Annotated in this window: 17 protein-coding genes; 7 read left to right on the plus strand and 10 right to left on the minus strand. The window is 68.3% G+C overall.

Annotated elements, in window-relative coordinates; translation table 11 throughout:
* Positions 1 to 81: 81 nt before the first annotated feature.
* The 3 genes from OEL49_RS01145 to OEL49_RS01155 form a co-directional block, all read right to left on the minus strand.
* Entirely contained in the window at positions 82 to 735 is a 654-nt protein-coding gene (locus OEL49_RS01145; RefSeq protein WP_014238217.1) for an RluA family pseudouridine synthase, read from the minus strand.
* 80 nt (positions 736 to 815) lie between these two features.
* The gene (locus OEL49_RS01150; RefSeq protein ID WP_014238218.1) at positions 816 to 1,232 is read right to left on the minus strand and encodes a DUF411 domain-containing protein; all 417 of its coding nucleotides are present in this window, start codon (positions 1,230 to 1,232) and stop codon (positions 816 to 818) included.
* The gene (locus tag OEL49_RS01155; RefSeq protein WP_014238219.1) at positions 1,226 to 1,738 is read right to left on the minus strand and encodes an ankyrin repeat domain-containing protein; all 513 of its coding nucleotides are present in this window, start codon (positions 1,736 to 1,738) and stop codon (positions 1,226 to 1,228) included. The genes OEL49_RS01150 and OEL49_RS01155 overlap by 7 nt, the downstream gene beginning before the upstream one ends.
* A gap of 262 nt (positions 1,739 to 2,000) precedes the next feature.
* On the opposite strand from OEL49_RS01155, the gene cysK reads away from it, so the two are divergent.
* Both cysK and OEL49_RS01165 read left to right on the plus strand, forming a co-directional pair.
* Positions 2,001 to 2,933 carry a cysteine synthase A gene (cysK, locus tag OEL49_RS01160; protein ID WP_014238220.1) on the plus strand — a complete coding sequence of 311 codons (933 nt, stop codon included), beginning with the start codon at positions 2,001 to 2,003 and terminating at the stop codon, positions 2,931 to 2,933.
* Positions 2,934 to 3,001: 68 nt separating this feature from the next.
* Complete coding sequence (locus tag OEL49_RS01165) at positions 3,002 to 3,538, plus strand: RBBP9/YdeN family alpha/beta hydrolase (RefSeq protein WP_014238221.1); 537 nt, start codon at positions 3,002 to 3,004, stop codon at positions 3,536 to 3,538.
* 10 nt (positions 3,539 to 3,548) lie between these two features.
* Here OEL49_RS01165 and OEL49_RS01170 read toward each other — a convergent pair whose 3' ends face one another.
* Complete coding sequence (locus OEL49_RS01170; protein ID WP_014238222.1) at positions 3,549 to 4,031, minus strand: hypothetical protein; 483 nt, start codon at positions 4,029 to 4,031, stop codon at positions 3,549 to 3,551.
* 241 nt (positions 4,032 to 4,272) lie between these two features.
* Here OEL49_RS01170 and gdhA point away from each other — a divergent pair, with 241 nt between their 5' ends.
* The gene (gene gdhA / locus OEL49_RS01175; protein WP_014238223.1) at positions 4,273 to 5,619 is read left to right on the plus strand and encodes an NADP-specific glutamate dehydrogenase; all 1,347 of its coding nucleotides are present in this window, start codon (positions 4,273 to 4,275) and stop codon (positions 5,617 to 5,619) included.
* 69 nt (positions 5,620 to 5,688) lie between these two features.
* Here gdhA and OEL49_RS01180 read toward each other — a convergent pair whose 3' ends face one another.
* The 5 genes from OEL49_RS01180 to fdxA all read right to left on the minus strand — a co-directional run bounded on the left by OEL49_RS01180 (position 5,689) and on the right by fdxA (position 14,727).
* Entirely contained in the window at positions 5,689 to 7,356 is a 1,668-nt protein-coding gene (locus tag OEL49_RS01180) for a long-chain-fatty-acid--CoA ligase (protein WP_014238224.1), read from the minus strand.
* Between the two features lie 330 nt (positions 7,357 to 7,686).
* The gene (locus OEL49_RS01185; protein WP_014238225.1) at positions 7,687 to 8,136 is read right to left on the minus strand and encodes a CBS domain-containing protein; all 450 of its coding nucleotides are present in this window, start codon (positions 8,134 to 8,136) and stop codon (positions 7,687 to 7,689) included.
* 125 nt (positions 8,137 to 8,261) lie between these two features.
* Positions 8,262 to 11,603, minus strand: coding sequence for a UvrD-helicase domain-containing protein (locus tag OEL49_RS01190; protein ID WP_014238226.1), 3,342 nt, complete (start codon positions 11,601 to 11,603; stop codon positions 8,262 to 8,264).
* Positions 11,596 to 14,388, minus strand: coding sequence for a PD-(D/E)XK nuclease family protein (locus tag OEL49_RS01195; RefSeq protein ID WP_014238227.1), 2,793 nt, complete (start codon positions 14,386 to 14,388; stop codon positions 11,596 to 11,598). The genes OEL49_RS01190 and OEL49_RS01195 overlap by 8 nt, the downstream gene beginning before the upstream one ends.
* A 15-nt stretch (positions 14,389 to 14,403) precedes the next feature.
* Complete coding sequence (gene fdxA, locus OEL49_RS01200; RefSeq protein WP_014238228.1) at positions 14,404 to 14,727, minus strand: ferredoxin FdxA; 324 nt, start codon at positions 14,725 to 14,727, stop codon at positions 14,404 to 14,406.
* A 230-nt stretch (positions 14,728 to 14,957) separates the two neighbouring features.
* Here fdxA and trxA point away from each other — a divergent pair, with 230 nt between their 5' ends.
* The 4 genes from trxA to OEL49_RS01220 all read left to right on the plus strand — a co-directional run bounded on the left by trxA (position 14,958) and on the right by OEL49_RS01220 (position 18,923).
* A complete protein-coding gene (gene trxA / locus OEL49_RS01205) occupies positions 14,958 to 15,284 on the plus strand; it encodes a thioredoxin TrxA (RefSeq protein ID WP_014238229.1) in 327 nt (108 codons plus the stop codon).
* Between the two features lie 301 nt (positions 15,285 to 15,585).
* On the plus strand, positions 15,586 to 16,848 hold the full coding sequence (rho, locus tag OEL49_RS01210; protein ID WP_014238230.1) for a transcription termination factor Rho: 1,263 nt from the start codon (positions 15,586 to 15,588) through the stop codon (positions 16,846 to 16,848).
* 113 nt (positions 16,849 to 16,961) lie between these two features.
* Positions 16,962 to 17,177, plus strand: a complete 216-nt coding sequence (rpmE, locus tag OEL49_RS01215; RefSeq protein WP_014238231.1) for a 50S ribosomal protein L31 — start codon at positions 16,962 to 16,964, stop codon at positions 17,175 to 17,177.
* Between the two features lie 102 nt (positions 17,178 to 17,279).
* Entirely contained in the window at positions 17,280 to 18,923 is a 1,644-nt protein-coding gene (locus tag OEL49_RS01220) for an ArnT family glycosyltransferase (RefSeq protein WP_287873796.1), read from the plus strand.
* 110 nt (positions 18,924 to 19,033) lie between these two features.
* Here the strand turns inward: OEL49_RS01220 and OEL49_RS01225 are convergent, their stop codons facing one another.
* A complete protein-coding gene (locus OEL49_RS01225) occupies positions 19,034 to 19,702 on the minus strand; it encodes a c-type cytochrome (RefSeq protein WP_232058827.1) in 669 nt (222 codons plus the stop codon).
* Positions 19,703 to 19,734 lie beyond the last annotated feature (32 nt).

Below are 19,734 nucleotides of genomic sequence, written 5' to 3' on the forward strand. Positions count from 1 at the left end.
AACTTTGTGCTGGAAAGGTTTCGGAGTTTATCACAGGCCCGCCCGGCGCCCTCCCCGGCCAGGGCGTGGCAGGCGCCGATTTCAGAAGGGTGGCGGCGACTCGAAGCTGAGAGCCTCGTCGGTGATGGGATGGCGGAATTCGAGGCGGGAGGCGTGCAGCAGCAGACGTTCGGCCCGCGCCTGGGCCGGCCCGGCATACAGCTCGTCCCCCAGGATGGGATGGCCGATGGCCGCCATGTGCACCCGCAGCTGATGGGTGCGGCCGGTCACCGGCTCCAGTTCCACCCGGCTACTGTCGGCAGCCGCATCCACCGCCAGGCGGCGGAAACGGGTGAGGGAAGGCTTGCCCTCCTGGAAATCCACTTTCTGCCGGGGCCGGTTGGGCCAGTCCACGATCAGGGGCAGATCCACCTCCCCTTCCTTGTCCTGCAGCACGCCGGCCACCACCGCCTGGTAGCGCTTGCTCACCTTGCGCTCGCGGAACATCTCGAACAGCTTTTTCTGCATGGCCGGCCCCCGGGCCAGTACCAGCAGGCCGGAAGTGTCCATGTCCAGCCGGTGGGCGATCATGGCGTCGGCAAAGACTGCCTGCACCCGGGACACCAGGCAGTCCGCCTTGTCCTCGCCGCGGCCGGGCACGGAAAGCAGGCCGGCCGGCTTGTTGACCACCACCAGGGCGCCGTCTTCGTAGAGCAGGTCGAGGCCTGTATCGGGGGGAGGCTGATAGGAAATCACGGAAGCTGCCAGGTCGCAAAAAAGGCGCAGCCTACCTCAAGAAGGCGCCGCCCGGCCACCGCCGGCCCGGGAACGGCAGCCTAGGGCGCCGCCGGGAAGGGGGCGGAACGGCCGCCCCAGAACATCAGTTCGGTCTGGCCGGCGGGCGCCGGCGTGCCGGCCCGGGCCAGACCCAGGGCCACGGGCTTGTCCTTGAGCAGCTGGCGGATCAGGGCCGGCGGCACCGGCCCCTCGATGATGTAGCCGCCGGTGCGGGCAGTGACGAAGGAGGCGAAATTCTCCGGCACCGCCAGCCAGCGGCGGGTGGAGGCCACGCTCACCACTTCGTTGCGGCGCACGGTAAAGCCGTTGGCGCGCAACTGGGCTTCCCATTCACCGCAGGGACGGCAGGCGGATTCGTGGAAAATCTCGATCACCGGCGCCCCTCCCTCCTGGGCATGCAGGGGCAGGGCCGGCGCCAGCAGGGCCAGGCACAGCAGCAGGCGGCGGTTCAGCATCCGGCTTTCCCCGGCTTGCAGCCCTTGAGCATCCACAGGGAAATGATGCCCACCGCCTCGTTGGCCATGGTCTTGCGGCCCATGCTGGTGACCGTGCGGCCGTTGCTGGTCACCGCATTGACGTCGGCGCCGGCCTGCAGCAGCAGGGTGGCGTTGGCCGACTTGTCGGCGTAGGCGGCCAGGTGCAGGGGCGTGGCGCCCTCCCCGTCCCGGGCATTGACGTCGGCGCCGGCGGCCAGCAGGGCCTTGACCACGCCGCTGTCCGGATTGGTGGCGGCCAGGTGCAGGGGGGTGGAGCCCATGTCGGTGCGGGCGTCCTTGAGGCCGGGCTGGCGCTTGAGCAGGGCCTGCATCTCGGCGGCCGTGCCCAGGCGGGCCACGTCGTGCACCGGCTGGTCTGGCGACAGGCTCTGGGCGTGGGCATGGGGCGCCAGGAAGACGGAGAGGAACAGGCTGAAGACGACGCCGATGCAAAGGCCGATCAGGGAGCGGAGGGCATAGGGCATGGCACGGTCTCCGGCGACGCAGGAGGGAAAAGCGGGGAACTGGCGTGGGCGCATGGTTTGAGCGGGGTCCGGGAATTTCGTTGGATGCAGCGTAGCATCTACCACCCCCTCGCGGCTTGTCTTTCACCTGCATCAAAACCCGGAGGCGCCGGGGCGGTCGAAATAACCAGACGTTATCTCTTTAGTCCCACCTGATCTTTGTTCGCCGGGCGCCATGGTTTAGATTGGCGCCATTCTCCGCATACCGCCCAAAGGAAATTCCATGAAAATCGCCAAGGATGTGACCCAGCTGGTGGGCAAGACCCCCCTGGTCCAACTCAACCGCGTCGCTGCCGGCATCGAGGGCACCGTGGCCCTGAAGCTGGAATATTTCAACCCGGCCCACAGCGTCAAGGACCGGATCGCCGTGGCCATGATCGATGCGGCCCAGGCCGCCGGCAAGATCAAGCCCGACACCATCGTCCTGGAACCCACCTCCGGCAACACCGGCATCGGCCTGGCCATGGTCTGTGCCGCCCGCGGCATCAAGGCCGCCTTCGTCATGCCCGAAACCATGAGCCGGGAGCGCAAGCTCCTGCTCAAGGCCTACGGCGCCGAGCTGATCCTCACCCCCGGCCCCGAAGGCATGGGCGGTGCCATCAAGAAGGCCCAGGAGCTGGCCGAGAGCGACTCCCGCTATTTCATTCCCCAGCAGTTCGAGAACCCGGCCAACCCGGAAGTGCATCGCAACACCACCGCTGAGGAAATCTGGGCCGATACCGACGGCCAGGTGGACATTTTCGTCGCCGGCGTCGGCACCGGTGGCACCGTCACCGGCGTCGGCGAAGTGCTGAAGGCCCGCAAACCCGGCGTCCAGGTCTTCGCCGTGGAGCCCGATGCCTCCCCGGTGCTCTCCGGCGGCGCCAAGGGCCCCCACCCCATCCAGGGCATTGGCGCCGGCTTCGTGCCCGCCGTGCTCAACACCCAGGTTTACGACGGCGTGGTGCGGGTCAAGAACGACGACGCCTTCGCCACCGCCCGCCGCCTGGCCACGGAAGAAGGCCTGCTGGTGGGCATTTCCTCCGGCGCCGCGGTATGGGCCGCCCTGGAAATCGCCAGGAAACCGGAAAACAAGGGCAAGCTGACCGTGGTGGTGATCCCCTCCTTCGGCGAACGCTACCTGTCCACCGCCCTCTACCAGCACCTGGAAGTCTGACCCCGGATGCTCCCGAACGCCCCGGCCCGCCGGGGCGTTCGGCTGTCCGGGCACGGCAGGAAGCGCCCATGAGCAACGCCCATCCCGTCCTCATCGTGCCCGGCTTCGGCAACTCCGGGCCCGACCATTGGCAGAGCCGCTGGCAGGCTGCCGAGCCCCGTTTCCGCCGGGTCGAGCAGCAATCCTGGGAGACGCCCCATTACACAGACTGGCGCCATGCCCTGGAAGCGGCCGTGGCGGCGGCACCCAGTCCGCCCATCCTGGTGGCCCACAGCCTGGGCTGCCTGCTGGTGAGCCGCTGGGCGGAAGAAAGCCGCCTGCCGGTACAAGGCGCCCTGCTGGTGGCGCCCCCCGACCCCCAGGGGCCGGCCTTTCCGGCCGAGGCCAGGGGTTTCTCGCCCCTGGCCCGCAGCGCCCTGCCCTTTCCCAGCCTGGTGGTGGCCAGCCGGGACGATCCCTACGGCCACCTCATCTTCGCCGCCCAGTGCGCCGCCCTGTGGGGCAGCCGCTTCGTGGACGCGGGCTACTGCGGCCACATCAATGCCGACAGCGGCCTCGGCGACTGGCCCTGGGGCCGGGAACTGTTGCGCAGCCTCGAGGCCTGAAGCGCCCGTCTCAGTGGGCCATGGGCTTCCAGCCCGGGTGGTCGAAGTAGCGGCCGTAATCCTCCAGGGCGCCGAGCACCTTGGCGGCGCCGCGGCGGGGATCGCCGCCCTTGCTCTTGCCGGCCATGGCCTCGATGCCGGCGCCCAGGTCGGCCAGCACCAGATGCAGCATGGCGTCGGCTTCCGGTGCCAGTTTGCAGGCGGCAACGATGCCGCCCACCTCCCGCTCCAGACCCGCCGCCAGCTTGGCGTAGCCGGCCCGGTTCAGGCGGTTGCCGTGGATTTCCGCCAGACGGGGCTCCATGGCAGCCTGGATGCGGCTCATGCCGTCCCGCAGGGGCGCATCGGTGGCCCACTTCTGGCCCTGGTTGAGCTGCAGGGTCGGCGTGGCGGCCCCGTGGTGGTGATGGCTGTGGTCCGCCGCCAGGCTGGATGACAGGGGCGCCGCCAGGGCCAGCAGGCAAAGGACGGTCACGAGGGGTTTCTTGTTCATGTGTTCACTCCGGTTTCTCTAGGGGCCCCTATGCTCCCCATCCGGCCGGGGAAATAACATGATCCGTCTTAAAACGAGGCGGCGGCGGAAGGTCGCAGCGCTGGCAGGAAAATGCGGCTGCCTTGCCCCGACAGGAAACCCCGGAGCCCTGCTGGCCAGGGGCATTCCGAGCTTTTGGCGTCTACGTGCACCAAATTGGTGCATAATTCCCGGCGTTTTTTTCATCTTCCGAAAGCACGCCATGAACGACACCCTGGATTCCTTTCTTGCCCGCCTGCAGCTCCGGGACCCGCAACAGCCGGAGTTTCTCCAGGCCGTGAAGGAGGTCCTGGAAACCCTGTGGCCCTTCCTCCAGGAAAATCCCCGCTACCGCCGCCTGGGCCTGCTGGATCGCATCGTCGAGCCGGAACGGGCCATCATGTTCCGCGTGCCCTGGGTGGACGATGCCGGCCAGGTCCAGGTCAATCGGGGCTACCGCATCCAGATGAGTTCGGCCATCGGCCCCTACAAGGGCGGCATCCGCTTTCACCCCTCGGTCAATCTCTCCATCCTCAAGTTCCTGGCCTTTGAGCAGGTGTTCAAGAACTCCCTCACCACCCTGCCCATGGGCGGCGGCAAGGGCGGCGCCGACTTCGACCCCAAGGGCAAGAGCGACCTGGAGGTGATGCGCTTCTGCCAGGCCTTCATGGCCGAACTGCACAAGCACATCGGCGCCGACATCGACGTACCGGCCGGCGACATCGGCGTCGGCGGCCGGGAGGTGGGCTACATGTTCGGCATGTACAAGAAGCTGGAAGGGGAGTTTTCCTCCGTCCTCACCGGCAAGGGCCTGGACTACGGCGGCAGCCTGATCCGCCCCGAAGCCACCGGCTACGGCACCATCTACTTCGTCGAGAACATGCTGGCCACCCGCAACATGGGCCTGGAAGGCCTGCGCGTCACTGTCTCCGGCTCCGGCAACGTGGCCCAGTTCGCCGCCCAGAAGGCCATGCGCCTGGGGGCCAAAGTCATCAGCGTTTCCGACTCCGGCGGCACCGTGCACGACCCGGACGGCATGACCGAAGAGAAGTGGTCGGCCCTGCACCACATCAAGGAAGTGCAGCGGGGCCGGGTCGAGGACTATGCCCGCCAGTTCGGCCTCACCTTCCTCCCGGGCCAGCGGCCCTGGTCCATTCCCTGCGACGTGGCCCTGCCCTGCGCCACCCAGAACGAGCTGGACGGCAACGACGCCCGCACCCTGCTGCAGAACGGCGTGCGCTGCGTCGCCGAGGGCGCCAACATGCCCTCCACCCTGGAAGCGGTCCATGCCTTCCTCGAGGCCGGCATCCTCTACGCCCCGGGCAAGGCCTCCAATGCAGGCGGGGTCGCCGTCTCCGGCCTGGAAATGAGCCAGAACGCCCTGCGCCTGTCCTGGACCCGGGACGAGGTGGACCAGCGCCTGAAGCAGATCATGCTCTCCATCCACGCCGCCTGCGTCGGCCACGGCAGCGGCCGGGGCCAGCGGGGCAGCATCAACTACGTGGCCGGCGCCAACATCGCCGGCTTCGTCAAGGTGGCCGATGCCATGCTGGCCCAGGGCGTGGTCTGATCCCGGCGCCATCACCAAAACAAAAGGCCCCGCATGCGGGGCCTTTTTCATGGGACCAGGTGCGGCGGATCAGGCCGCTTCCTTCAGCGCCCGGCGCAGGATCTTGCCCACGTTGGTCTTGGGCAGGTCGTCGCGGAACTCCACCAGATGGGGCACCTTGTAGCCGGTGAGGTTCTCCTTGCAGTGGGCGATGAGCTGCTCCTTGGTCACCGACTTGTCCTTGAGCACCACGAATATCTTCACCGCCTCGCCCGAATGCTCGCTCGGCACCCCCACCGCGGCCACTTCCATGACCGCCGGATGCATGGCCACCACGGCCTCCACCTCGTTGGGATACACATTGAAGCCGGACACCAGGATCATGTCCTTCTTGCGGTCCACGATGCGCACGAAGCCCTTCTCGTCCATGACGCCCACGTCGCCGGTGCGCAGGAAGCCGTCGGCGTAGAACACCGTGGCGGTTTCATCCGGGCGCAGCCAGTAGCCCTTCATCACCTGGGGGCCGCGGATGCAGATTTCGCCGGCCTGGCCCACCGGCAGGTCGTTGCCCAGGTCGTCACGGATGACGATCTCGGTGGAGGAGATGGGCAGGCCGATGGCGCCGTTGAATTCGCCCAGGTCCAGGGGATTGATGGTGGCCGCCGGCGAGGTCTCGGTCAGGCCGTAGGCTTCGATCAGGGGCTTGCCGGTGACCTGGCGCCACTTCTGGGCCACTGATTTCTGCACCGCCATGCCGCCCCCCAGGGCCGCGCGCAGGGCCGAGAAATCCAGCTTGGCGAAGTCCGGGTTGTTGAGCAGGGCGTTGAACAGGGTGTTCACCCCGGTGATGACGGTGAACTTGTACTGGGCCAGTTCCTTGACGAAGCCCGGAATATCCCGGGGATTGGTGATCAGCACATTGGTGGCGCCGATCTTGAGGAAGGTCAGGCAGTTCGCCGTCAGGGAGAAGATGTGGTACAGCGGCAGGGCGGTGATGATCAGCTGCTGGTCCTTGTGCAGGAAAGGCTCGATCCAGGCGTGGGCCTGCTGCAGGTTGGCGATGATGTTGCGGTGGAGCAGCATGGCGCCCTTGGCCACGCCGGTGGTGCCGCCGGTGTATTGCAGATAGGCGATGTCCTCGTGGCCCACCTGCACCGGACGCAGGGTGGCGCCCTTGCCCCGGGCCATGGCGGCCTTGAACTTGACGTGGCGCGGCAGCTTCCAGGCCGGCACCATCTTCTTCACGTGGCGCACCACCAGATTGACCACGGTGCCCTTGAGCGCGCCGAGCATGTCACCGAGGGAGGTGACGATGACGTGCTTCAGGCCCGGCACCAGGGGCAGGGCCTGCTCCAGGGTGTGGGCGAAGTTCTCGACGATGACGATGGCCTCGGCGCCGGAATCCTTCAGCTGGTGTTCCAGTTCCCGGTGGGTATAGAGGGGGTTGCAGTTCACCACCACGTAGCCGGCCCGCAGGGCGCCGAACATGCACACCGGATACTGCAGCAGGTTGGGCATCATCAGGGCGACGCGGGCGCCCTGGGGCAGCTTCAGCACGTCCTGCAGATAGGCGGCGAAGTCCCGGGAGAGCCGATCCAGCTCGCCGTAGGTGATGCCCACGCCCATATTGATGTAGGCCACCCGGTCCCGGTACTGGGCACAGCTCTGCTCGAAAAGCTGGCCCAGGGACTTGAATTCGTTGACGTCGACAAACTCCGGCACGCCTTGCGGGTAACTCCGCAGCCAGATCTTTTCCATGGTTTGGTCTCCTCCTATGGCAGTGGCCAAGGGTCTTGTGGGTTTTCTTATTGACGGTTCAAACGACCGTTTGAAATCATTGTAACCTGAGTTTCACCCCCTTGGTAGTGGGACAGCCGAGGCCTGGGGGAAATCCCCTAGGCCCAGCCGATTCATCGCCTCACCCGGCCCCCGGCGGCCATCGCCACGGCCCCGCCGCCAGCCCCGGCAAAGGCTCCTCCGGCTGCGCTCCGGAGCACCTCCCGGGCTTTTCCCGGGCCGTAAACGCCGCTGCCCGCCGGACCTGGAAGGCGCGGCGGGCAGCTTGGCATGGGAGGCTACGGCGGCGGATCAGGCGGAGCCTTCCTCGTCCGGCCAGTTCTTGATGTAGTTCTTCAGCATCTTGTTCTCGAAGTTCTGTTCCTCGAGTACGGACTTGGCCACGTCGAGGAAGGAGAGCACGCCCATCAGGGTAGTGCCGTCCATCACCGGCACGTAGCGCTGGTGGTTTTCGATGAGCAGGTGGCGCAGCTCGTTGGTTTCCATATCGGGGCTGGCCGTGATGGGCGCGGAGAGCATCACGTCCTCGACCTTGACGCTGGCCAGGTTGCCCTTGTGCCGGTGCACCGCCTTCAGCACTTCGCGGAAGGTCAGCATGCCGACCATCTTGCCGCCGCCCATGACCACCAGGGAGCCCACGTCGTTTTCGGCCATGGCGGCCACGGCGTTGTCCAGGGTCTGCTGGGGCATGGCCGTGAACAGCACCGTTCCCTTGATCGCCAGAATATCCCGCACATGCATGTCTGTTCCCCTTGTCGCTTATGTTCGCTGTCGTCGCTGTCTCATTGTCTCCGGCACCTGGGGAGGGCCGGACCCGGATTAGTGATCGGATGTTAGTTCATCCCCTGCAATAGGGAAAGTGGCGTTTACCCCAAATCGGACAGCATTTCTTGCACCTCCAGCAGGGTGCCGTCGCCGAACACCAGGGCGGCGCGTACGGGCTTCTGCCCATAGAGGGGGGTCAGCAGTTCCCGGTACTCCGCCACCTGGCGGCGGTACTCGGCCAGGCGCTTGGTGTCGGCGCGGGAACTCTTGTAATCCACCACCCACACCGCCTCCGGCGTTTCCACCAGACGATCGACCCGCTTCACCTGGCCTTCGGCGTTGCTGATCTCGGCCTCGTTGCGGGCCACCAGGGACGGGTCGAGCAGGAAGGCCAGCTCGGGCCGGGCCATCAGGCGCCGGGCGGCGGCCTCGGCTTCCTCGCCGCCGGCTTCGCTGGCCGTGGCGCCGCCCACCTTGCGCCACCAGTCCGGCTCCAGGGCAAGGCCGGCGGTAAGGCGCTCGAGGCAGCCGTGGAGGAGGATGCCGAAGAGGGCGTCCTCCCCCGGCCCCAGGCGCCGCTCGCCCACGGGTTCCACCGCCAGGAACGGCGCAGGACGCCATTGTTCAGGCAGACCCGGCAAAGACTGGCTTCCCGCCTGGCTCCCGGCCATGGCATCCAGAGCAAGATCGCCGTAGGCCAGGGTGCCGGCCTCGTCCGCCGTCGCCCCCTGGGCCACCAGGGCCCGGGCCAGGCGCTGGTAGGGACTGTTCTCGGGAGAGTCGCCCTTCTTCGGCGCGCTGCCGCTTGCGACGAACACCTGCTTGGCCCGGGTGATAGCGACGTAGAGCAGGTTCAGTTCCTCCCGCTCCGCCAGCTTCGCCTCCCCCTCGAACAGGGGCTCCCGGGCCGCCCCCCGGTCGGCCTTGATGCCGTAGAGGGAAAGGTGCTCGGGCCGGGGCGCTTGCGGCGGCCAGTCCACCAGCAGGCTCCAGGCGTCGGCGGGACCGCCGCCCTCGGCGTTGGCGTCGAGCAGCCAGACGATGGGCGCTTCCAGGCCCTTGGCGGCGTGGATGGTGAGGATGCGCACCCGGCCCTGGCCGTCGTTGCTGTCACCTTCGACGATGCCCTCGTCCGGCGCCTCGTCGGCATCCGCATCGCGCAGGCGGGACAGCTCGTCGATGAAGCGGGGCAGGCTGGGGTAGCGGCCGCCGTCCAGGTCCAGGGCCAGTTGCAGCAGGGCCAGCAGATTGGCCTCCACCCCGGGCCAGAGGGCCGCCGGCACGGCTTCCCGGTAGCGGGCCAGCAGCTCGCCCTGGTGAAAGACCCGGTCCAGCAGGTCGTGGGCCGGCAGCACGTCGGCTGCCTTCAGCCAGCCGTCCAGCAGGGCGAAGGCCCGGGCCAGGCGCGGCCGCGCTTCGCCCCGGTTGCACAGGCCCATGAGGCGTTCCCACCAGGGGCCGGGGCCGGCGGCGGCCAGTTGCAGCAGGTCGTCGTCGCCCACGGCGAAGAGGGGCGTGCGCAGCACCTGGGCCAGGGCCAGGTCGGCGGAGGGCAGCACCAGGAATTCGAACAGGGCGGCGATGTCCCGGGCTTCCAGGGTCTGCAGCAGGCCGCCCCGGGAGGCCGCCAGATAGGGGATGCCGGCGGCCTTGAGGGCCCGCTCGTAGGCGGCCAGCTGGGTGCGCTTGCGCACCAGCAGCATGACGTCGCCCCAGCGGGCCGGGCGTTCGCCCTCCCCTTCCTTGACCCGCAGCGTGGCCATGAACTGCTGCAGGCGGGCTGCCAGGCGGGCCGCCTCCTCGTCCCGCCGCGGGTCCGTGGCTTCCGTCGCCGGGGTGGTGAGGGGATCGCGCAGGGCGGCGCCGGCGCTTTGCTCCTCCTCTTCCGCCAGGCTCACCAGGGGCAGCAGCTCCACCCGGCCCGGCAACTGCCCGGCCAGGGAACTCTGGGGGCGAAAGCCGGTGAAGGCGGGCTCGACACTGAAGAGGGCATTGACCACCTCCACCACCGACCGGGCGTTGCGCCGGGTGGCGTCCTGGGCCAGGCGGCGGGCGCCGAAGTTGTGTTCGAGGAAATCTGCCGCCGTGGCGAAAAGCCGGGGCTCGGCCTGGCGGAAACGGTAGATGGACTGCTTGGGGTCCCCCACCAGGAACAGGCAGGGCGCCTCGCCACCGTCGCCATGGGTGTAGGCGTCGAGCCAGGCCAGGAGAATCTGCCATTGCAGGGGGTTGGTGTCCTGGAACTCGTCCAGCAGGATGTGCTTGTAGCGGGCGTCCAGGCGGGCCTGCAGGAAGGCGGCGTGGCCCTCGTCCTGCAGCAGTTGCAGCACCTGCCATTCCGCGTCTACGAAGTCGATCAGGCGGCGGGCCTGCTTGTGCTTTTCCAGGCGCTCGAGGAAGGCGGCCCCCAGGCTGAGGCCGTGGCGGTTGAACTCGAGAATCTGTTCGGCCCGCAGCACTTCCCGGGTGGCCAGGAGAGACTGACCGAGACGCTGGTGCAGGTCGAGGAAGCGGGCAGCGCCGTCGCTGCCGAAGCGCTTGTCGAGGGCGCCGGAGGGCTTGCGCGAGCGCAGGGTGCCGGTCTGGGTCAGCAACACACTGCCCAGGGCCGCGAAGGCCGCTTCCGGCGCCGCGCCCGGCTGCAGGGCGGCGCGCAGGGGCGCCACCAGGGCCTGGTCGGTCTTGGTCTCGCTCTGTTCGAGAAAGCCCAGGTAGGCGTGGTAATCCGCTTCCCAGCCCGGGGCAAAAAAGGCCTTCAGCCCCTCCCCTGCTTCGCCGACGCCGAGTAGCGCCTGCAATTGCTCCAGGGCATGGGCGACGCCGTTTTCGGTGCCTCCCGTATAGGCCAGCCATTCGGCGCGGCGGCCCACCAGGCGCATCAGCAGGCTGCGGGTGCTGTCCAGGCCGGCGCCCTGCAGCAGGGCGGTGAAGTGGCCGGCCAGTTCGCCTTCCGGATCGGCCTGCAGTTCGGCGGCGAAGTTCTGCCACAGCTCTTCCAGCAGGCGCCCGGTGGATTCCACCAGGCTGCTGCCGGCCAGGCCGGAGACCAGGGGCGCGGCGGCGATGAGCTGGAGGAACCAGCCGTGGAAGGTATGCACGGAAAGGGGCGGCTGGGCGTCCGCCACCCGCTCGTAGAGGCCCCGGGCCCGGCGCAGCAGGCCGGCGTCCGCCGTCATGCCGCGCTCGGCAAGGAAAACAGTGGCCTCGGCATCGGGCATGGCCGCCAGGTCCCGCAGCCAGCCCATGACCCGTTCCTCGATTTCCCGGGCCGCCTTGCGGGTGAAGGTGATGGCCAGGATGTCGCCGGGGGCGGCGCCCTCCAGCAGCAGACGCACGATGCGGGAAGCCAGCAGCCAGGTCTTGCCGCTGCCGGCGCAGGCCTCCACCACCACCGAGCGGCGGGGGTCCAGGGCGTCCAGCACCAGTTGGCGGGGATCAGTCATGGTGGGGCTCCCCCGGGGCACTGGCATTCACGCCGTCGTTCATTTCATCCACGTGTTCGTAGCGGCACAGGCCGGACATTTCGCAATAGGTACACAGGGCGGCGACGCCGTGGGCCGGCAGGGAGGCGCCGGCCCGCATGGCCTGCACCGTCCGCACCAGGCGCGCGGCCTGGGCCTGGGCGTCGGCCTGCAGGTCGTCGCTGGCGGAGAGGGCTTCCACCTTGTCGTCGTCCAGCACCACGTAGGCGGCCTCTTCCGCGTCCTCGCCCACCAGGGCGGCGTAGGCGGCCAGCTGCAGGTCCTCTTCCAGGCCGGACTTGATGGCCTGGCGGCTGCGGGTCTTGTAGTCGAGCAGGGAATAGCCGTCGGGGCCGGTATCGGTGCGGTCGATGCGGCCGTGCAGTTCCACCTGGGCCCCGTCGGCCAGGGGGAAGAGGCGGCTCTGCTTGGTTTCGGCGTTGTGCCAGTACCAGCCCTCGGCCTCCCGCTGGCGCTGCCAGACGAGATAGGCGGCGAGGCGCTTTTCCCAGCGCAGGCGCCAGCCCAGGGCCAGGTAGTTGTCGGCCAGGGCCCGGGCGAAGACCTCCCGGGTGAGCGCCTGCAGGGCCGCCAGGGCTTCGGCCTCGGGCACCGGGGTCAGCACCGGGTATTGTTTATGGAAACGTTCCAGCACTTCGTGCACCAGCAGGCCGTAGTCCCGCTTTTCCATTTCCTCGCTGACCTCGTCCAGCTCGTTGAGGCGCAGCACGTGGCGGGCGAAGAAACGGTAGGGGCAGCCCACCAGGGCGGTGTAAGCGCTGACCGAATATTTGAGGGGAACTGATTCCGGCGCCAGCACCGGCGCCGGCCGCCGGGTGGGGCCGGGGCGCGCCGCGTCGCCTTCCGGCGGATCGGCCAGGGCGGCCACGGCGCCCTGCAGGCTGATCCCCCAGGCGAAGCGGTGCAGGGCGGCGAGGCGGTCCAGCTCCGGCGCCAGCAGCTGGGGTTCCCCGTTCCGTTCCTCCTGCCAGGTCACCGCCACCTGGGGCACACTGGCCAGGAGCAGGGCCAGGTCGGCACGCAGGCGCTCCTGGGCCACGGCCCGGGTGGGCAGGCCCAGTTCCTGGCGCACGCTCTGGTTGAAGAAGGCGGCGGCCGGCTCGGCCGGCTTGAGGCGCCCCGCATCGCCGCCCAGCAACACCGCGGCCTCGAAGGGCCGCAGGCGGGTGGCGGCCAGGTGGGTCATGAGCACCGGACTGTCGATGGAGAGGTCGCGGAAGACTTCGCTTTCCAGCTCCCGGTTGAGCCAGTCGCGGAAGACGTGGAAGGGGAAGCGGTCCCGGCTCTCCGCCAGTTCCTCCCGGCGCTGGGCCAGCAGGTCCAGGATCACCGCCCCGGCGGCGTCCTTGAGCAGTCGCTGGCGGGCGCCCAGGGCGTCCACCGCCTTTTCCAGGCGGGCGATCCAGTCGGGCAGGGTGGCATCGCGGCTGGCCAGCAGCTTGAGGGCCGCTTCCAGACGATCAAGCAGGGCCAGGGCCCGCTCCTGGGCGGCGGTGGGCTGGTCCACAGCCTGCAGCACCCGGCGCATGCCGGCCAAGCCGGCCTTGACGCCGCCCCGGCGCACCGCCTGCTCCAGGGCGAAGACGGCGCCCTTGCGGGCGTTGTCCCGCAGGTCGTCGCAGAGGAAGGGGGACTTCAAGAGGTCCAGCACGTCCTTGTAATAGGCGGCGCCGGCCACGGTCTCCAGGAGGCCGTCGAGGACGGCGCCGGCCCGGGAGGTGGACAGCTTCCAGCCGGTCTCGTCCGCCACCAGCACCTCGCGCCGCTCCAGCAGGGCCCGCACCCGGCGCGCCACCAGGCGGTCCTGGGCGATCAGGGCGATGCGCCGCTTGCCCTCCTGCAGCCATTGCAGCACCAGGGCGGCAGCGCCCCGGGCCTCCTGTTCCCGACCCCGGGCGGCAAGTATCTGCAGGCCCTCGGCCAGGGGACTGGCGGGTACCCGGGCCGGCAGGGCCTGGGCCCGTTCCAGCAGGGGCGCCATCTCCTGGGCTGGATCGGGCAGGGGCCAGGCGGCGGCCAGGGTGCGCATCAGGGGCGCTTCATCCTGCTGCCGCGGCATGGGGTAGTAGAGGAACACCGGCTGGCGCTCGGCGTAGCGCTGGTAGAAGGCTTTTTCCGCCGGCTTCAGGGCCGTTTCCGGCGGACCGTCCAGCACCGCCACCAGAGGCGCCGCGGCGGCCTCGGCGAGGCGGGCCAGTTGCAGGGCGTAGGCGCCTGGGGCGTCGGGCCGCCCCAGGCCGGCCAGGACCCGCCACAGTTCATGCACCACCCGGGCCTCGAAGGCCAGGGGCACGCTATGGCGGATGGCGTAGGCCGCCTCCAGCTCGGCGACGAAGGCGGCTTCGTCCGCCGGCAGGGCCAGGGCATTCTCGGTGAGTTCGTCGAAGAGGGCCGCCATCTCCCCGGCCACGCCCCACAGGGCGCCCTCCTCGAACCAGCGGCGCTCGGCCAGGGCGGCCCGCAGCAGCAGCAGGCGCTCGCTCTCCGGCAGGGGGGCCGGCTGCAGCACCTGGGTCCCGGCCCAGCGGGCCAGGGTGTCGCACACCGGCAGCAGCAGGGGCTGGGCAGCCACCCTGCCCAGTTCCCGGCGCAGCAGGGAGGCCAGGGGCAGGCCCGGGACGCAGACGTGCAGGGACGCCAGGTTGAGGCCCAGGCCGCACTCGGCGCCCAGGGCCAGGACGCCCTGGGCCACGGCCGGCAGAAAACCTGGGCCGGCGGGCAGGGGCAGGATTTGCAGGGAGGGCATCGAGGCGGACCCGGCTCAGCGTTGCAGCAGCTTGAGCTTGTCCGGCTTGCCGTTCCACTCGTCCGCATCCGCCGGCGCCGGCTGGCGCTGGGTGATGGCCGGCCACTGGCGGGCCAGCTCGGCGTTGAGTTCGATCATGTGCCGCTGTTCCACGGGCACGTCGTCCTCGGCGAAGATGGCCTCCGCCGGGCACTCGGCCACGCACAGGGAGCAGTCGATGCATTCCTGGGGGTCGATGGCGAGGAAGTTGGGCCCCTCGCGGAAGCAGTCTACGGGGCAGACATCGACGCAATCGGTGTACTTGCAGCGGATGCAGTTTTCAGTGACGACGTAGGCCATGGGAATCTCGAAATAATATCGGCATGCGGAATCGGGAATTGCCAGACGCAACCGGCCTTCGCCTGAAGTCGGGCCGTGGCGCCGGATTCCCGGGAGACGAAGTTTACGGCAACTTCCCATGCCCGTGGTTTTTCGTTAGGATAGGCCCGTTCCAACCTGTCCGCCCCTTCCGGCGCCGGACACATTTCCCCCAATCTCCAAAGACTTAGATTCCCAACGAGGCTTTTTCCATGAGCGAACACATCCATTACGTCACCGACGACAGCTTCGAGGCCGAAGTTCTTCAGTCCGAGCAACCCGTGCTGGTGGACTACTGGGCCGAATGGTGCGGTCCCTGCAAGATGATCGCCCCGATCCTGGACGAGGTGTCCACCGAATACGCCGGCAAGCTCAAGGTGGCCAAGCTGAACATCGACGACAACCAGAAGACCCCGGCCAAGTACGGCATCCGCGGCATCCCCACCCTGATGCTGTTCAAGGGCGGCAACGTCGAGGCCACCAAGGTCGGCGCCCTCTCCAAGTCCCAGCTCACCGCCTTTATTGACAGCAACCTGTAAAGTCTTTAGGCTGCCTGCCTGAAAGTTCCGGCCGCGCCGCACCAGGGCGCCTAGCGCATACGAACACTAAAAACCTGCGCGATTAAGGGTTGGACTTTCAGGCTGCAACACACCGGGTTCTCCGGGCCAAGAAGCACCGTCGCTCTCCCCCGCCCTGACCGTTTTCGTTTCAGCCCTGACCGGGTCCGGCCCGCACGCCGCACCTTCGATTCCCGACACTTTCTCTGTCTGCCTTCCACTGCCTGTCGTTTCAACGCGGCTTCCGTCCGCCCTTCCTGAAACTCGACACTCCCCCTACGCCATGCATCTATCCGAACTGAAAAACCTCCACGTCAGCCAATTGCTGGAAATGGCGACGACCAACGAAATCGAGGGCGCCAACCGGCTGCGCAAGCAGGAGTTGATCTTCGCCCTGCTCAAGAAGCATGCGAAGAAGGGCGAGAGCATCTTCGGCGACGGCGTCCTGGAAGTGTTGCCCGACGGCTTCGGTTTCCTGCGCTCCCCGGAAACCTCCTACCTGGCCAGTACCGACGACATCTACGTCTCCCCCTCCCAGATCCGCCGCTTCAACCTGCATACCGGCGACACCATCGAGGGCGAGATCCGCACCCCCAAGGACGGAGAACGCTACTTCGCCCTGGTCAAGGTGGACAAGATCAACTACGAGTCCCCGGAAGCGTGCAAGAGCAAGATTCTCTTCGAGAACCTGACGCCCCTGCACCCCTCCTCCCACCTGCACCTGGAGCGGCCGATCCGCGCCGAGGAGAACACCACCTCCCGCGTCATCGACATGATCGCCCCCATCGGCAAGGGCCAGCGCGGCCTGCTGGTGGCCCCGCCCAAGTCCGGCAAGACCGTGATGCTGCAGCACATCGCCCACGCCATCACCGCCAACCATCCGGACGTGCAGCTGATCGTCCTGCTCATCGACGAGCGTCCGGAAGAAGTGACGGAAATGCAGCGCACCGTGCGCGGCGAAGTGGTGGCCTCCACCTTCGACGAACCGGCCACCCGCCACGTCATCGTCGCCGAAATGGTCATCGAGAAGGCCAAGCGCCTGGTGGAACACAAGAAGGATGTGGTCATCCTGCTCGACTCCATCACCCGCCTGGCCCGCGCCTACAACACCGTGCAGCCCGCCTCCGGCAAGGTGCTGACCGGCGGTGTGGACGCCAACGCCCTGCAGAAGCCCAAGCGCTTCTTCGGCGCCGCCCGCAACATCGAGGAAGGCGGCTCCCTCACCATCATCGCCACCGCCCTGGTGGAAACCGGCTCCCGCATGGACGACGTGATCTACGAAGAGTTCAAGGGCACCGGCAACATGGAAATCCACCTGGATCGCCGCATGGCCGAGAAGCGCATCTACCCGGCCATCAACGTGAACCGCTCCGGCACCCGCCGCGAGGAACTGCTGCTGAAGCCCGACGTGCTGCAGAAGATGTGGGTGCTGCGCAAGCTCCTGTACAACATGGACGACCTGGAAGCGATGGAATTCCTGCTGGACAAGGTCAAGGCCACCAAGGCCAACGCCGAGTTCTTCGACGCCATGCGCAGCGGCCGCTGAGGCCCGGCGGCGCCCCGACAAAACATTTGCAACTACTGGAAAGTTCAGGGATAATCCCGCGTTTTCCAGGGGCCGGTCACAACCGCCGGCCAAGAGACTCGAAAGGACACACCATGAAGCCCGGTATCCACCCCGAATACAACGACATCCAGGTCACCTGCTCCTGCGGCGCCACCTTCACCACCAAGTCCACCATGGGCAAGCCCCTGAACGTGGAAGTGTGCTCCTCCTGCCACCCGTTCTACACCGGCAAGCAGAAGATCATGGACACCGCCGGCCGCGTTGAAAAGTTCAACCAGAAGTTCGGCAACCTGCGCAAGTCCGCCTAAGCTTCTGCGGACGATCCGGCGCCTGGCGCCGCGCAATGAAAAAGGCAGCCACGGGCTGCCTTTTTTGCTTTGACCGCCCTTACCTCCAGTCACCTATCGGCCATGATCGACCGCCACTTCCCCGGCCCCGCCACGCGCTACCCCGTCCCTTTCCGGGGACTGCCCCTGCTCCTGCTGCTCGCCCTGTTCCTGCTGCCGGGACTGGTGGGCCACGATCCGTGGAAGGCCGAGGACGCCACCCACCTGGGCATCGTCTGGCGCCTGCTGCAGGGCGACGGCGGCCTGGTCCTGCAACTGGGGCGGGATGCCTGGCCCGACGCCATGCCGCTCTACTACTGGACCGCGGCCCTGGCCGCCAAGGCCTTCGCCTGGCTGCTGCCCTGGTTCGACGGGGCGCGCCTGGCCACCGCCCTCTATGCCGCCCTGACCCTGGGTTTTCTCGCCCTGGCCAGCCGGGAGCTGCATGGCCGCGACGAAAGCGCCTCCGCCCCCCTGCTGCTGGCCGGCTGCATCGGCCTGCTGGTGCATAGCCACGAAGCCCAGCCGGCCATCGCCTTCCTCGCCGGCCAGGCCGCCACCCTGGCCGGCCTCACCCTGCTGCGGCGCCACCCCTGGAGCGGCACCCTGGTCTTCGGCGGCGGCGCCCTGACGGCCTTCCTCGCCGCCGGCCTGGCCGCCCTGCCCGGTCTGCTCCTGCCCCTGGTGCTGCTGCCCTGGCTGGCGCCGCGAAAAACCCTGGTCGTCCCCCTGTTGCTGCTGTCCCTGGCCCTGGCCGCCACCGGTCCCCTGCTATGGTCCGTGCTGCTGACCCCGGCCCAGGCCGGCGTCTGGTGGAACGGCGAACTGGCCCAGCTGCGCAGTCTGGAAGCCGGCTGGCGCAACGCCCTGGTCCTGCTCAACATGCTGCCCTGGTACGCCTGGCCGGCCCTGCCCCTGGCCCTGTGGACCCTGTGGGCCCGGCGCCGGGAATGGCTGACCGCAGCCCCCGCCCCGGCCCTGCTGCTGCCCCTGGCGGCCTTCCTCGCCAGTTTCCTCACCGTGGTCAGCACGGTGGATGCCAAGAGCGTGGCCGCCCTGCCCCTGCTGGCCCCCCTGGCCCTGCTCGGCGCCGGCGGCATCAAGACCCTGCGCCGGGGCGCCACCAATCTTTTCGACTGGTTCGGCATGATGACCTTCACCGTGGCCGCCGCCCTCATCTGGCTGGGCTGGAGCGCCATGGTCTTCGGCCTGCCGCCCAAGATCGCCCGCAATTTCGTCAAGCTGGCGCCGGGCTTCGAAGGCAGCTTCGCCCTGTTCCCCGTGCTCTTTGCCCTGGCCCTCAGCGCCGCCTGGTTCTGGCTCATTTTCTCCTCGCCCCGTTCGCCCTACCGGGGCCTGACCCACTGGACCGCCGGCGTCACCCTGCTGTGGGGGCTGGTGGCCGCCCTGTGGTTCCCCTGGGTGGACTACGGCAAGAGCTACCGCCCAGTGGTGGCCGGCCTGACCCAGGCCCTGCCGACCAAGCACGGCTGCGTCGCGGTGCGGGGCGAACTGTCGCCGGCCCTGAAGGCCTCCCTCGACATCTTCGGCGACCTGCGTCCCCTGCCCCTGGCCAGCAGCGAAGGCAAGCGCTGCGACTGGATGCTGGCCCTGGTGCCGGTGAAGAGCAGCGGCACCGCCGGCACCGGCTGGGAACGGGTCTGGGAAGGGGCCCGTCCCGGCGACAAGACGGAAAGGCTGCGTCTGTACCAGCGCCGCGCCGGCTGAGGCCGCCGCAAGGATCGCCTTTTTCCAGACAAGAAAAAGCCCGGGCCCCTGCTCCTGCAAAGGAGAGGGGCCCGGGCTTTTTGACGGCGCCAGACGCGGGCTGAAGCAGCTCAGCGCTTGGTGGTCAGGTAGGCGGCCACGGCCTTGATGTCGTCGTTGGTCAGGGGCGCGGTGGCGATCTGCATCAGGGGATCGATGCGCTCGCCGGTCTTGTCCCGGTAACGGGTGATGGAGCGGATCAGGTATTCCTTCTGCTGGCCGGCCAGACGGGCGATTTTCTCATTGCCGCGGGCGTCCTCGCCGTGGCAGCGCACGCACAGCTTGGCGAAGGTATCCTGGCCGCGGCGCACCAGGGCGGCATCCGCATTGCCCGGCACCACCTTGGACTCGGAATAGAACAGGGAAATCTGCACCCGCTCGTCGTCGGACAGCACCTTGATCAGGCCCTGCATGAATTCATCCTTGCGCTGGCCGGAGCCGAACTTGCGGATCTGCTCCAGCAGGTAGGCCGGGTTCTGGCCCGCCAGGTTGGGCACTTCCGGGTACTTGCTGTTGCCGTCCTCGCCGTGACAGTTGGCGCAGAAGAAGGAGGCCTTCTTGCCGGCGGCGACGGCGGCGGCGATGTTGATCTTCATGGCCGCCAGCTTTTCTTCCGGCGTGGTCGGGGCCGGCGCGGCGGCGGGGGCCGGGGCGGCTTCCTTCTTGGGCGGCGCGGCGTGCGCGGGCGCCGCCAGCAGACCCAGGGACAGGCTCAGGGCAAGGGGCAGGGGAAATGCCATTCCCAGAATTTTTCTCATTGTTCCTCCCAACG

This window comes from Azospira sp., assembly GCF_030247495.1.
GTDB lineage: Bacteria > Pseudomonadota > Gammaproteobacteria > Burkholderiales > Rhodocyclaceae > Azospira > Azospira oryzae.

Coding starts and splice junctions, on each gene's coding strand:
- OEL49_RS01220 (WP_287873796.1), top strand. CDS start 17,280: ATGATCGACCGCCACTTCCCCGGCCCCGCCACGCGCTACCCCGTCCCT.
- OEL49_RS01225 (WP_232058827.1), bottom strand. CDS start 19,702: ATGGCATTTCCCCTGCCCCTTGCCCTGAGCCTGTCCCTGGGTCTGCTG.
- fdxA (WP_014238228.1), bottom strand. CDS start 14,727: ATGGCCTACGTCGTCACTGAAAACTGCATCCGCTGCAAGTACACCGAT.
- cysK (WP_014238220.1), top strand. CDS start 2,001: ATGAAAATCGCCAAGGATGTGACCCAGCTGGTGGGCAAGACCCCCCTG.
- OEL49_RS01195 (WP_014238227.1), bottom strand. CDS start 14,388: ATGCCCTCCCTGCAAATCCTGCCCCTGCCCGCCGGCCCAGGTTTTCTG.
- rho (WP_014238230.1), top strand. CDS start 15,586: ATGCATCTATCCGAACTGAAAAACCTCCACGTCAGCCAATTGCTGGAA.
- OEL49_RS01180 (WP_014238224.1), bottom strand. CDS start 7,356: ATGGAAAAGATCTGGCTGCGGAGTTACCCGCAAGGCGTGCCGGAGTTT.
- OEL49_RS01190 (WP_014238226.1), bottom strand. CDS start 11,603: ATGACTGATCCCCGCCAACTGGTGCTGGACGCCCTGGACCCCCGCCGC.
- OEL49_RS01170 (WP_014238222.1), bottom strand. CDS start 4,031: ATGAACAAGAAACCCCTCGTGACCGTCCTTTGCCTGCTGGCCCTGGCG.
- OEL49_RS01165 (WP_014238221.1), top strand. CDS start 3,002: ATGAGCAACGCCCATCCCGTCCTCATCGTGCCCGGCTTCGGCAACTCC.
- OEL49_RS01155 (WP_014238219.1), bottom strand. CDS start 1,738: ATGCCCTATGCCCTCCGCTCCCTGATCGGCCTTTGCATCGGCGTCGTC.
- rpmE (WP_014238231.1), top strand. CDS start 16,962: ATGAAGCCCGGTATCCACCCCGAATACAACGACATCCAGGTCACCTGC.
- OEL49_RS01150 (WP_014238218.1), bottom strand. CDS start 1,232: ATGCTGAACCGCCGCCTGCTGCTGTGCCTGGCCCTGCTGGCGCCGGCC.
- OEL49_RS01185 (WP_014238225.1), bottom strand. CDS start 8,136: ATGCATGTGCGGGATATTCTGGCGATCAAGGGAACGGTGCTGTTCACG.
- gdhA (WP_014238223.1), top strand. CDS start 4,273: ATGAACGACACCCTGGATTCCTTTCTTGCCCGCCTGCAGCTCCGGGAC.
- trxA (WP_014238229.1), top strand. CDS start 14,958: ATGAGCGAACACATCCATTACGTCACCGACGACAGCTTCGAGGCCGAA.